The organism is Methylobacterium sp. WL116, from assembly GCF_008039455.1.
Taxonomy (GTDB): domain Bacteria; phylum Pseudomonadota; class Alphaproteobacteria; order Rhizobiales; family Beijerinckiaceae; genus Methylobacterium.
Window position 1 is genome coordinate 1 of the sequence record NZ_VRUV01000098.1, and the last position, 11,830, is coordinate 11,830.

General features: G+C 69.1%; 17 protein-coding genes. 8 read left to right on the plus strand and 9 right to left on the minus strand.

Translation table 11 applies throughout. The annotated features are described in order from the left end of the window. From FV223_RS10125 to FV223_RS10145, 5 genes are all read left to right on the plus strand, one after another. Positions 1–418: methyl-accepting chemotaxis protein (locus FV223_RS10125; protein ID WP_246689654.1), on the plus strand; the 418-nt coding region annotated here is incomplete at its 5' end. 210 nt (positions 419–628) lie between these two features. Further along, positions 629–919, plus strand: a complete 291-nt coding sequence (locus tag FV223_RS10130) for a hypothetical protein (RefSeq protein ID WP_147726922.1) — start codon at positions 629–631, stop codon at positions 917–919. Positions 920–1,391: 472 nt separating this feature from the next. Continuing rightward, on the plus strand, positions 1,392–1,577 hold the full coding sequence (locus FV223_RS10135) for a hypothetical protein (RefSeq protein ID WP_147726923.1): 186 nt from the start codon (positions 1,392–1,394) through the stop codon (positions 1,575–1,577). 16 nt (positions 1,578–1,593) lie between these two features. Continuing rightward, positions 1,594–1,887 carry a hypothetical protein gene (locus FV223_RS10140; RefSeq protein ID WP_147726936.1) on the plus strand — a complete coding sequence of 98 codons (294 nt, stop codon included), beginning with the start codon at positions 1,594–1,596 and terminating at the stop codon, positions 1,885–1,887. A 182-nt stretch (positions 1,888–2,069) separates the two neighbouring features. Then, entirely contained in the window at positions 2,070–2,324 is a 255-nt protein-coding gene (locus tag FV223_RS10145) for a hypothetical protein (protein ID WP_147726925.1), read from the plus strand. An 8-nt stretch (positions 2,325–2,332) separates the two neighbouring features. Here FV223_RS10145 and FV223_RS10150 read toward each other — a convergent pair whose 3' ends face one another. From FV223_RS10150 to FV223_RS10160, 3 genes are read right to left on the minus strand one after another with little or no spacing between them, the layout of a single operon-like run. Further along, on the minus strand, positions 2,333–3,091 hold the full coding sequence (locus FV223_RS10150) for an ABC transporter ATP-binding protein (protein ID WP_147726937.1): 759 nt from the start codon (positions 3,089–3,091) through the stop codon (positions 2,333–2,335). 28 nt (positions 3,092–3,119) lie between these two features. Continuing rightward, positions 3,120–3,872, minus strand: coding sequence for an ABC transporter permease (locus FV223_RS10155; protein ID WP_147726938.1), 753 nt, complete (start codon positions 3,870–3,872; stop codon positions 3,120–3,122). After that, positions 3,869–4,909, minus strand: a complete 1,041-nt coding sequence (locus FV223_RS10160) for an ABC transporter substrate-binding protein (protein ID WP_147726927.1) — start codon at positions 4,907–4,909, stop codon at positions 3,869–3,871. Before FV223_RS10160 ends, FV223_RS10155 begins: the two co-directional genes overlap by 4 nt. A gap of 332 nt (positions 4,910–5,241) precedes the next feature. Between FV223_RS10160 and FV223_RS30250 the strand changes: the two genes are divergently transcribed. Next, positions 5,242–5,394, plus strand: coding sequence for a hypothetical protein (locus tag FV223_RS30250; RefSeq protein ID WP_187274661.1), 153 nt, complete (start codon positions 5,242–5,244; stop codon positions 5,392–5,394). 90 nt (positions 5,395–5,484) lie between these two features. After that, positions 5,485–5,892 (plus strand): DUF3597 domain-containing protein, encoded by a 408-nt coding sequence (locus FV223_RS10165; RefSeq protein ID WP_147726929.1) that lies wholly within the window; start codon positions 5,485–5,487, stop codon positions 5,890–5,892. A gap of 86 nt (positions 5,893–5,978) precedes the next feature. Here the strand turns inward: FV223_RS10165 and FV223_RS10170 are convergent, their stop codons facing one another. Both FV223_RS10170 and FV223_RS10175 read right to left on the minus strand, forming a co-directional pair. Then, positions 5,979–7,085 (minus strand): polyamine ABC transporter substrate-binding protein, encoded by a 1,107-nt coding sequence (locus tag FV223_RS10170; protein WP_147726930.1) that lies wholly within the window; start codon positions 7,083–7,085, stop codon positions 5,979–5,981. Next, positions 7,082–7,441 (minus strand): RidA family protein, encoded by a 360-nt coding sequence (locus FV223_RS10175; RefSeq protein ID WP_147726931.1) that lies wholly within the window; start codon positions 7,439–7,441, stop codon positions 7,082–7,084. The genes FV223_RS10170 and FV223_RS10175 overlap by 4 nt, the downstream gene beginning before the upstream one ends. Before the next feature lie 225 nt (positions 7,442–7,666). Between FV223_RS10175 and FV223_RS10180 the strand changes: the two genes are divergently transcribed. Beyond that, complete coding sequence (locus tag FV223_RS10180) at positions 7,667–7,933, plus strand: GlsB/YeaQ/YmgE family stress response membrane protein (RefSeq protein ID WP_147726932.1); 267 nt, start codon at positions 7,667–7,669, stop codon at positions 7,931–7,933. A gap of 83 nt (positions 7,934–8,016) precedes the next feature. Here FV223_RS10180 and FV223_RS10185 read toward each other — a convergent pair whose 3' ends face one another. The 4 genes from FV223_RS10185 to FV223_RS30255 all read right to left on the minus strand — a co-directional run. After that, positions 8,017–8,238, minus strand: coding sequence for a YgaP-like transmembrane domain (locus tag FV223_RS10185; protein ID WP_147726933.1), 222 nt, complete (start codon positions 8,236–8,238; stop codon positions 8,017–8,019). A 148-nt stretch (positions 8,239–8,386) separates the two neighbouring features. Further along, a complete protein-coding gene (pnp, locus tag FV223_RS10190) occupies positions 8,387–10,606 on the minus strand; it encodes a polyribonucleotide nucleotidyltransferase (protein WP_147726934.1) in 2,220 nt (739 codons plus the stop codon). A 210-nt stretch (positions 10,607–10,816) separates the two neighbouring features. Next, a complete protein-coding gene (gene rpsO, locus FV223_RS10195) occupies positions 10,817–11,086 on the minus strand; it encodes a 30S ribosomal protein S15 (protein WP_147726935.1) in 270 nt (89 codons plus the stop codon). 280 nt (positions 11,087–11,366) lie between these two features. Further along, positions 11,367–11,830 (minus strand): hypothetical protein (locus FV223_RS30255; protein WP_187276106.1); only part of this gene is annotated, 464 nt, incomplete at its 5' end.

Sequence of the window (11,830 nt, forward strand, 5' to 3'; positions counted from 1 at the left end):
GGCGGGCCGCGGCTTCGCGGTGGTCGCCGCCGAGGTCAAGGCGCTGGCCGGCCAGACCGCGCGGGCGACGGACGAGATCGGCGGCCAGATCCTGGCGATCCAGAACGCCAGCAGCCAGGCGGCCGCGACCATCTGGCAGGTCGGACAGACCATCGTGTCGGTCAACGCGATCACCGGCACCATCGCGTCCACCGTCGTCGAGCAGACGGCCGCGACCGACGAGATTTCCCGCAACGCCGTCGAGGCGGCGCACGGGACGCAGGACGTCTCGCGGAACGTGGCGCAGGTGCTGGCCTCGGCCGGGGAGACCGGGACCGCCGCCCAGCAGGTGACGATGGCGGCCAACGAGCTGGCCACGCAATCGGTGAACGTGCAGCGCGAGGTCGAGGCGTTCCTGTCGGCCATCCGCACGGCCTGATCGACGGCGATCGATCGGATTCGGACGCAGGGCGATCCGCGTCCGTTGGGCCCGAACCCGGCGGAGCGTGCGGTCGCGATCACGAAACCCCGAGCTGGGCGCCGCGGCCGGAGCGGTTAACACCCCGGTAACCATAACCTTCGAGAACCGGGCCCTGAACGGCGGCGGGCTCGCCCATGCGCCCCGGCCGAGTTCGAAGGAGCAACGACCATGGCCCCCGGTTACGTGATCGCCGCCTGTCTGGAAGGCGCCGGAGCCATCGGGATCGTCGTGGCGCTGTTCCGCCTTCACCGGGAGCAACGTGCCAAAGCCGCCGAGCTCGCCCGCTTCCTGCGGTCCGGGCAGGTCCGGGATGTGCCGCTGCCGAAGCCTCGACCGGCTGCCACCGCCCGCCCGGCGCCTGCCATCCGGCTCGGCGCGACGATGCGGCCGCCCGAGCCGATCGATCCCTCCGACGCGCTGCTCGCCCTTCGAAGCGCGTTCGGCGCCTCGGTGCGTTGACGCCGCGCGCTCCGCGCTCGCCTCAGCGCAGCAGGGCGTCGAGACCGAAGCCGCCGAAGACCACGAAGGCGAGCGTCATCAGGAACTTGAGGTCGTCGATCGTCTCGGTCGTGGCCGCCGCCCGCACGTGCTCGAACGCTGAAGACCGGGTCAGCCCGGCCTCCTCACCCTCCGCCGTCGCGCGATTTCGAGCGAATCGATTCAGGCTTTCTTAACCGGCCGTCCCGGACTTCTCGGAGACGTGCTTCACGCCTCGTTAAGGCCTCTGACATTCGTCAGGCCGCCGTCAACCATGTTCCCGCCGCGGCGGCTCGCCGGAACCCGAGCCGCATCCCGCTCGTTAGGTGCGCGGAACCTGCCTCCACGTTGAGGTGCCGCGACGACCGCTCGGCCCGCGCCTTTCCCGGCAGGCGGGCCTTTTTCATGGACGTCCGGTCGCTTGGCGGCAGCCCGTCCCGATCGGAGCCCCGTGATGCGCAACCTCCTCCTCACCCTCATCGTGCTCGCCGCCGGCTTCGTCCTCGTCGCGATGTACATCGCGCCGACCCAGCCCGGCCTGCGCACTTGGTATCGCGACAACGCCTGCGTCCACCTGGACAAGGTGAGCCCGCAGATCTGCGCGCCCATCCGTCAGGCCGAGGGCAGCGACAAGGTCTGACCCCCGGATGTCGGCCCTGCGTCGCGCCGTCGATTGGACGTTCCGCGACCGGAACACCGGCGCGATCGTGATTGGACAATGGCCCAATCTGCCGCTCTGGTTGTTCCTCGGATTGTCTGCCGCGCGATGGCTGCTCGCGCCGAACGCTGACGGCGGGCAGAATGACGTCGGGATGTGGCTTCGGATCGCGTCCGGCGCGGCGCTCGCCTGGTGGGCGGCGGACGAGATCCTGCGCGGCGTGAATCCCTGGCGCCGCCTGCTCGGTGTGATCGCGTTGGCCGGTTTGGCGGTCTCCGCGGTGTTCGGCTGATCCAGGGCAGCTTCGGAGCGAGGCCGCGCCGGCATTCACGCCATTTCGTAATTTCTACGCAGCATCGAAACTTGTCGTTGCGTGCACAACGAATTCCGTGAATACGGTTTCGACCGATGGGTCCGTTCGCGCTCGCGTGTGACTATGCGAACAGAAGCCGGAAATCTGGGCGGGCGAAACCGATGACCAACCTGGGAACCACGCGCCGCCTGCAGGACGGCCCGCATCCGTCGACCGGCCTGCAGGTCCTGGGCAAGATCGCCGCCGTGCTCGCGATCCCGGTCCAGGATTTCTTCCGCGACGAGGTGCAAGCCTCCAGCGCCGCGACGCCCTCGGCAGCCGAGTGCGAGCTGCTGATGACGGCGTTCCTGCGGGTGCGCGATCCCGAGATCCGGAACCGCATCGTCGGCGTGCTGCGGGCGTATTCCGGCAACTGATCGCGGCGTCAGAGTTCGGCCGAATCGCGGGAGAGCTCGCTCCGCAGGCGCCGTGCCGCTTCGAGCAATGCGCTATCGCGCCGCCTGCGCGGACGGGGCAGGTCGATCCGCACCTCCGCCGACACCCGGCCGGGCTTGCCGGCCAGCACCACCACCCGGTCGGCCAGCGTCACCGCCTCGTCGATGTCGTGGGTCACGAACAGCACCGTCTTGCCGGTGGCGGCCTGGATGCGCTGCACCTCATCTTGGAGACCCTCGCGGGTGAAGCTGTCGAGGGCCGAGAACGGCTCGTCCATGAGCAGCACGTCCGGGTCGACCGCGAGCGCACGGGCGATGGCGACGCGCTGGCGCTGCCCGCCCGAGAGCTGGTGCGGCCAGCGCTGGGCGAGATCGTCGAGCCCGACGAGGGCCAGCATATCGGCGGCCTTGGCCCGACGCTGGGAACGCGACAGGCCGCTGTTCTCCAGGCCGAAGGCGACGTTGTCGACGACCCGCCGCCACGGCAGCAGGCGTGCATCCTGGAACACCAGGGCCATCGGCGTGCGGCAGCCGGGCCGCGTCGCCAGCTCGACCGTGCCCGAGCTCGGCGCGGCGAGGCCGATCAGCACCCGCAAGAGCGTCGACTTGCCGACGCCGGATTCGCCGACGATCACCAGGAACTCGCCGCGCGCGACGGTGAGGTCGAGGTCCGACAGGATGACGTTGCGCGTGCCCCCGCGCGCGTAGGCGAGGCTCAAAGCCCGGAAGGCGATGATCGGGTCGCGCATGGCGGTGTCGGCCTGGGTCGCCATGCGCTCAGGCCCGCCAGCGCAGGAGCCAGCCCTGCAGGGCGACGAACGCCGAATCGAACAATCCGTAGAGCCCGGCCATGGTGAGCATGTAGACGACCACGATGTCGGTGGAGAGCAGGCTCGAGGCCTGCATCATCCGCTGCCCGACGCCCGGCACGCCGAAGATCTCCGCCGCGACCACCGCCATCCAGGCTTGGCCGAGCGCCGTGCGCAGGCCGACGAGGATGCCCGGCGTCGCCGCCGGCAGCAGGATCTTGGTCAGACGTGCGGGGGCCGAGCGGAAGCCGAAGGCCTGTGCCACCTCAATCAGGTCGCGGTCGACGCCGCGCACGGCGCCCTGCGTCGCGAAGAAGACGATCCAGAACACGCCGATGGCGATGATGAACACGGCCGCCGACGGCTCGACGCCGAACCAGATGATGGCGAACGGCACCCAGGCGAGGCCCGGGATCGGCCGCAGCAGACGCACAACCCAGGCGGTCGCGGCCTCGAACGTCCGCGACATGCCGCCGACGAGGCCGAGCGCGATCCCGGCGCCCGCGCCGACGGCGAGGCCGACGAGGTAGTGGCTCAGGCTCGACGCCACCGCCTCGAACCACACCCCGAGCTCGATCTCGCGCAGGAACGCGGCCGGGATCGTGCTCGGCGGCGGCAGGAAGGCCGGGTTGATCAGCCCGAGCCGGGGCGGCGCCTCCCAGACCAGGAGGAAGGCGGCGAGCCCGAGGGCCGACAGCAGGATCGCGCGGAGGACGGTCAGCGCGCGATCGCCTTCTCGTAGAAGCCCGGCACGAACAGGCCGTCGATCGGCACGTCCTTGTCGAGGGTGCCGATGCTCACCTGATAGGCCTGCATCTTCCGCGTCGCCTCGACGATCACCCGCGGGTCGGCGGTGAACTTCGCCGCCGGCGAGGACAACGCCTTCCGGATCGTGGCGAGATCGGTGATGCCCTTGCCGAGCGCCTTCTCGACCGGCGGCGCGGCGCGGGCCGGATCGGTCTTGAGCAGGTCGGTCGCCTTCACCAGCGCGTCGACGAGGCCCTGCACCGCGGCCGGGTTCCTGTCGGCGAAGGCGCCCGAGACGGCGACCACGGTGCCGGGCTGGTCGGGGAACATCTCGGCGCCGGTGGCGATCAGGGCGATCGCCGGGTTGCGCTGCTGGACGATCGTCAGCGCCGGCTCGCGGATCGAGGCGCCGTCGACGGCGCCGGCGAGCAGAGCCTGCTGCGTCGCGTCGATGCCCATGGCGACGACCTCGGCGTTCGTCTTGTCGGTCTTGGCCACCTGCCAGAGCCAGTGCTGCAGCGTGGTGTTCGGCACCGAGCCCGGCGGCTGGGTCGCGAGGCGGGCGGCGCGGCCCTCCTTCTCCTGGTAGCGGCGGAAGGCCTCCGCCTTGTCGGCGGTCGCCGCGAAGTAGGGCGCGAGCTTGGGGCCTGCGACGAACACCATCTCCTCGACCGCGGTCGCGGCGACCACGCGCACGTCGATGTTCTTGGTGCGCGCCACCGCCAGCGGCGCGATGCCCGCGACGTAGACGTCGATGGTGCCGGAGGCCAGCGCCTGGATCATGTTCGGCCCGGACTCGAAGGTGGTGAATCCCGGCTTGAGCCCGGCGGCCTCGAGCCAGCCCTCTCCGTTGGCGACGAAGATCGGCGCCGCGCCGATCACCGGGATCACGCCGATGCGGACGGGCACCGGCGCGGTCTGCGCCGTCGCGGAGCCCGCCCCGAGGGCGTCCGCCCCGAACGCGAGCAGGCCCGCAGCGAGGATCGTACGGCGATTGGGGAACTGACGCATGGGCTCGGGATTTCCGGGCTCGGGAGCGGAGCGGCTTCGGCCGCTCCCATGCCACAGGCCGGCGAAAGTGCAAATCGGCGCGCCGAAAACGCCATCCGCCCTCGCTCGCGCGTGGCAAGCACTTCGATTGCGACCACATGGTTACGAAGGATGAAGCCGCGCAAAATCGCCTAGGTATTCCAATGCAACTTTCAGATGCTGGAAAACGGTTCTGTACTCATAGAAAGCGTGTCTGAGAGATATCCACAGAGTCGAATTTTATTGCCATTCATTTCTGTATAAGGCATCCATCCTTTCCACCAGAGAAGTCTGCCTTGGGGATGATCGTCGCGATGCTCAGCTTCGCTTGCCTGACCTGCGGCGTTGGCCTTGCCCGCATGTCGACGCGCGACCCGGATCGGGCGCCGATCCTGGAACGATGGAGCGGGCTCTGCCTGCTCGCCGGCCTCGCCCTGCTCGGAGCCGCCCTGCCGCTCTTCCGCTGACGTTGCGGCGCGGCCGGAACAGGCCGGTCCGGCTCCCGTTGTCACGCGACTGCGGCGCTTTTCCGCGGCATCGATCGAGGGAATGATCTCATGAGCCTACTCGGCAGCATCGTCAGCAAGATCCTGCATCCGTTCGGAGGCGCCTCCTCCGCGGCGGCCCCCTCGACCGCGGATGCCGGCGGCGCCAGCAGCCCGGCCTCGACCACCACGGCCGACGCGACGCCGTCCGCCTCGGGCGAGCCCGTGGACGTGGAGGCGGTGCTCAACGGCATGGCCCAGAAGAATTCCCAGACGCTGAACTGGCGCACCTCGATCGTGGACCTGATGAAGCTCCTCGATCTCGATTCGAGCCTGACTGCCCGCAAGCAGCTCGCCGACGAGCTGCACTACACGGGCGACAAGGACGATTCGGCCACGATGAACGTCTGGCTGCACAAGCAGGTGATCAAGAAGCTCGAGGAGAACGGCGGCAAGGTGCCGGCCGACCTCAAGGACTGATCACGGTCGCCCGCGACGATCGAAGCCCGGCCATCGCGCCGGGCTTTTTCGTGCGCGCTCCCCGCGGCGACGGCTCACTTGACGGCTCACTTGCCGGTGCGCACCCGCGTCCAGGCCCGTGTGACGAAGCGCTGGGTGCGGTCGTCCCAGGCGGTGTTGACCGAGAGCCGCTGCATCGTCGCGTCGTCGGGATAGATGCCGGGATTGGCCAGGATGTCCGGCTTCACGAGCTTCTTCGCGGGCAGGTTGCCGCTGGCATAGGACACGAAGTTGGTGTTGGCCGCCGCAACCTCGGGGCGCAGCATGTAGTCGATGAAGCTCAGCGCCTCCGCCGCATGGGGGGCGTCCTTCGGGATCGCGAAGGCATCGAACCACATCAGCGTGCCCTCCTTCGGGATGAGGTAGGCGATCTCGACGCCGTTCTTCGCCTCGTCGGCCCGCTTCTTCGCCTGCAGCACGTCGCCGGAATAGCCGACCGCGACGCAGAGATCGCCGTTGGCGAGCGACTGGATGTATTCCGACGAGTGGAACTTCCGCACCGTCCCGCGCACCTTGAAGAGCGCGTCGGCGACCTGGGTGATGTCGTCCCAGCGCTTGGAGTCGCTCTTCAGGCCGAAGGTCGGCAGCATGCTCGGGATCAGGTCCTCGGGCGAGTCGAGCATCATGATCCCGCAATCCTTGAGCTTGTTCGCCGAGGCCGGGTTGAGGACGAGGTTCCAGGTGTTGAGCGCGGCGCCGGCGCCGAGACGCTCGCGCACCAGCCCGAGGTTGAGCCCGAGCCCGGTGGTGCCCCACATGTAGTCGACGGCGTAGGCGTTGCCCGGATCGTAGGTCGCGAGGCGCCCGGCGATCTCCGGCCAGACGTTGCCGAGGTTCGTCAGCTTGGCCTTGTCGAGGGGCAGGAACGCGCCGGCCCGGATCAGCCGCTGCAGGAACGGCCCCGACGGCACCACCACGTCGTAGCCGGACTTGCCGGCGAGCAGCTTGGTCTCGAGGATCTCGTTGTTGTCGTAGGTGTCGTAGACCACCTTGATCCCGGTCTCGCGGGTGAAGGCCTCTAGCACCTTCGGATCGATGTAGTCCGACCAGTTGTAGATGTTGACGACCCGCTCCGGCCCCGCCGCCAACGCCGGCCCGCTCACGAGCGTGAGGCCCGCGAGGAGGATCGCGCGTGCGAGGGCGGCGGCCCTCATGCGCCCGACCGCGCGGCGACGACGACGATCTCGACGAGGTATTCCGGCCCGGCGAGCTTGGCCTCGACCGTGGCGCGGCCGGGCGGGTTGTCCTTCGACACCCAGGCGTCCCAGGCGGCGTTCATCTCGGCGAATGTGCCCATGTCGGCCAGGTAGATCGTCGCCATCAGGATCCGCTCCTTGTCGCTGCCGGCAGCCGCCAGCAGGCGCTCGATCTGGCCGAGGATGGCCTGCGTCTGCGCGGTGACGCCGGTGCCGACCGTGTCGGCGGCGACCTGGCCGGCGAGATACACCGTGTCGCCGTAGGCCACGCCTTGCGCCATCCGCGCGCCCGGCTCGAAGCGTTCGATCGTCATGTCCTGTCCCCCGGCTGATCTTCGGATCGCTTCTGCCGCCGGGCGCGTGCGAGGTAAAGGGGCGCCGGGCCGGCGGCCTTGGCCCATTGCAGTGCGGAAAAAGATCCGGCGACGGCCAATCCGTCGCAACCCCCGCTGCCACCGTGCGTTTCAACACCGTTCCAGCGTCGCGTCATCCGAAAGCGGCGTCACATCGTCAGGCGTCACGTCGCCAAGGGGTTCGTCATGGGTATTCTCTGGACCATCGTCATCGGTTTCCTCGCCGGCATCGTCGCCAAGTTCATCATGCCCGGCTCGAACGAGCCGTCGGGCTTCATCCTGACCACCATCCTCGGCATCGTCGGCGCCTTCGTCGCCACCTTCCTCGGCCAGGCGCTCGGCTGGTACGGCCCGAACCAGGGCGCGGGCTTCATCGGCGCCGTGGTCGGCGCGATCGTCGTCCTCGCGATCTACGGCTTCATCGCCAGCCGCGGCCGCACCACCACGCTCTGAGGTCGCGCTCGCCGACACGGACCACGACGTAGAAAAGGGGGCGCCGCAAGGCGCCCCCTTCTTCGTTGCGACTGGTCCGATGCTCAGATGTGGTCGGAGGCCGCCTTGATTGCGCAATGGCCGGTGGCGCCGCGCAATGCGAGGCCGACGCCGACCACGAGGGCCGCGAGGCTCAGCCACTTGTTCGGGCGCGGCTGCGCGGCCGCCGCCGCGATGCCGAGGCCGAGCGCCACCGAGACCGCGCGCTCGGTGGTGCTGAGGTTCGGCTCGCCGCTGAAGATGTCGTGGATCATGTCGTTGGCCATGGGGTCGGGTGCGCTCCTGTTGGGGTCGCGGATCGAACGCCCTCCGAAGGCCGGCGTTCCTTGCCGCCGCGCCGGAACCGCCCACGAAAAAGGCGCGGCCCCGAGGGGACCGCGCCGTCTTCGCCGTCAGGACCGCGGGTCCGGACGATCAGTCGTTCGACTGGCGACGCTCGCCGCGGCTGCTGCGCTCGCTCCGCTCGCGCGGGGCCCGCTCCTCGCGCTCGGGCTCGCCGCGCTCGGCGCGCTCGGCCTTGAGCTTCTCGGTGAGGTCCTCGCCGGTCTCCTGGTCGACGACCTTCATCGAGAGGCGGATCTTGCCGCGATCGTCCTGGCCGAGGAACTTAACCTTGACCTTCTGGCCCTCGCTGACGACGTCCGTCACCTTGGCGACCCGCTGGGCGGCGAGCTCCGAGATGTGGACGAGGCCGTCCTTGGCGCCGAAGAAGTTCACGAAGGCGCCGAACTCCATCGTCTTCACGACGGTGCCCTCGTAGATCATGCCCGGCTCGGCTTCCGCGACGATCGAGCGGATCCAGTTGTAGGCCGCCTTGATCGCCTTGCCGTCAGCCGAGGCGATCTTCACGGTGCCGGAATCGTCGATGTTGATCTTGGCGCCGGTCTTCTCGACGATCTCGCGGATCACCTTGCCGCCGGTGCCGATCACTTCCCGGATCTTGTCGGTGGGGATCTGCATGGTCTCGATGCGCGGCGCGTACTCGCCGAGCTCGGGGCGGGCGGCGGTGAGCGCCTTGGCCATCTCCACGAGGATGTGGGCGCGGCCGTCCTTCGCCTGGGCGAGGGCGACCTGCATGATCTCCTCGGTGATGCCGGCGATCTTGATGTCCATCTGGAGCGAGGTGATGCCCTCGTCCGTGCCGGCCACCTTGAAGTCCATGTCGCCGAGGTGGTCCTCGTCACCGAGGATGTCGGAGAGCACCGCGTAGCGCTCGCCCTCGAGGATGAGGCCCATGGCGATGCCGGCGACGGGACGGCGCAGCGGGACGCCCGCATCCATCAGCGACAGCGAGCCGCCGCAGACCGAGGCCATCGAGGACGAGCCGTTCGACTCGGTGATCTCGGACACGACGCGGATCGTGTACGGGAACTCGTGGGCCGGCGGCAGCACCGGGTGGATCGCGCGCCAGGCGAGCTTGCCGTGGCCGATCTCGCGGCGACCGGGGGAGCCCATGCGGCCGGTCTCACCCACCGAGTAGGGGGGAAAATTGTAGTGCAGCAGGAAGGTCTCCTTGTAGGTCCCCTGCAGCGCGTCGATGTACTGCTCGTCCTCGCCGGTGCCCAGCGTCGCGACCACGAGCGCCTGGGTCTCGCCGCGGGTGAACAGCGATGAGCCGTGGGCGCGCGGCAGCACGCCGACCTGGCTCTCGATCGGGCGGACGGTCTTCACGTCGCGGCCGTCGATGCGCGAGCCGGTGTCGAGGATGTTCCAGCGAACGACCTTGGACTGGGCCTCCTTGAAAGCGGCCTTGACCTTCTCGGGGGCGAACTTCTGCTCGCCTTCGGCCGGGCACAGAGCCGCGACCACCTTCGCCTTCACGGCGTCGACGGCCTTGTAGCGCTCCTGCTTGACGGTGATCTTGTAGACGTCGCGCAGCTCGGACTCGCAGACGCCGAGCACGGCGGCCTCGACGTCGGCATTCTCCGGCGGCGAGAAGGCCCGCGGCTCCTTGGCGGCCTTCTCGGCCAGGCGCACGATCGCCTCGATCACCGGCTGGAAGTGCTTGTGGCCGAACATCACGGCGCCGAGCATGATCTCCTCGGACAGCTCCTTGGCCTCCGACTCGACCATCAACACCGCGTCGGTGGTGCCGGCGACGACGAGGTCGAGCACCGCGCCGTCCATCTCCGGGACCGGCGGGTTGAGCACGTACTGGCCGTTGGCGTAGCCGACGCGGGCGGCGCCGATCGGGCCCATGAACGGCACGCCGGACAGGGTGAGCGCCGCCGAGGCCGCGACCATCGCCAGGATGTCGGGGTCGTTCTCGAGGTCGTGGGTGAGCACGGTCACGACGACCTGGGTGTCGTTGCGCCAGCCCTCGACGAAGAGCGGGCGGATCGGGCGGTCGATCAGGCGGGAGACCAGCGTCTCCTTCTCGGACGGCCGGCCCTCGCGCTTGAAGTAGCCGCCGGGGATGCGGCCGGCGGCGTAGGCGCGCTCCTGGTAGTTCACGGTCAGCGGCAGGAAGTCGATCCCGACCTTCGGCTCCTTGGAGGAGACGACGGTGGCGAGAACCGAGGTCTCGCCGTAGGTGGCCATCACCGAGCCGTCGGCCTGGCGGGCGACCTTGCCGGTCTCCAGAACGAGGCGGCGGTCGCCCCACATCAGCTCTTCACGTTGTACGTCGAACATTCTTGTCGTCCTTGCCATCATGCGGCGGGCGAACCCGGCGCGGCCAGGGGCAAGACGGCGGGGCACTCCGGCTGGAGGAGTGCCCTGCGATCCTGTCCCTGGTGTTCGCGCCTCGAAGTCGCCCGTTGCTCGCGGGGCCGGACCCGTTCCGGCCACCCGAGATCTTGAAAAAAGCGGTCCCGAGCCGGGCTCGGAACCGCGTGGGCTGGATTAGCGGCGGATGCCGAGGCGCTCGATGAGGCTGCGGTAGCGGGCCTCGTCGCGACGCTTCACGTAGTCGAGCAGCGAGCGGCGCTGCGAGACCATCTTCAGGAGGCCGCGGCGGGAATGGTTGTCCTTGCCGTGGGTCTTGAAGTGGCTGGTGAGGTTGGTGATCCGCTCGGTGAGGATCGCCACCTGGACCTCCGGCGAGCCGGTGTCCTTGGCGACGGTCGCGTATTCCTTGATGAGCGCGGTCTTGCGCTCTGCCGAGATCGACATCGCAGTGCCTTTCAGGTGAGGTTTTCAGAAGCGCCGTGCGGCCGCCCCTCCGGATCGGGAGGACGGCGCCTGAGGCATGCTCGAGCCTTGGCCGATGCCGGGATGTCGTCCAGCAGGGTCGTTGGTCCAAGCGGTTTCGGCCCCGCCCGTCGCCGGGCCGAGGCCGCGCGGACCATACACGAAACGGTTCGCGGCGCCAGTCCCGGCCACCGGGCGTCTCCCGGGCCGCGATGCGAATTCTTCGCTGCTGCCCGCCCGTTTGAGATATGTTCGCTGAACATCAGGGGGCGACATCATGATCTGTCAGACTGCGATCGAGGCGATGGGTGTCCAGAACGACCGCCTCACGACGATGATCAGGAACATCGACGGCGGCATCTGGTGGCAGACGGATGCGAACGCCAAGGTCGAAGCCGGGAAGATCCTGGCCCAGACCGCACGCATCGGCGATGCCCTCGACGCCATCGAACGCCTCGTGAAGGGCATGGCGACGTAGCAGGAGAGGGGCACCGGCATGTCCGCCGACGGAGACGAGGCGGTCGCCCGGCTCGCCCGGCAGCTCCTGGATCAGGGCTTGGGCTGCCTGTCGCCGCACGATCGGCGCGTCCTCGCGCACATCGCCGGGCGCGTCCATGCCCTTCACGAGGCGTCCGATGGCGTCGAGGGCATCGCCGATGCGTGCGGTCTGGGCCAGGATCTTCCCGGCTTCGACCTTGGCGTTCGCATCCGTCTGCCACCAGATGC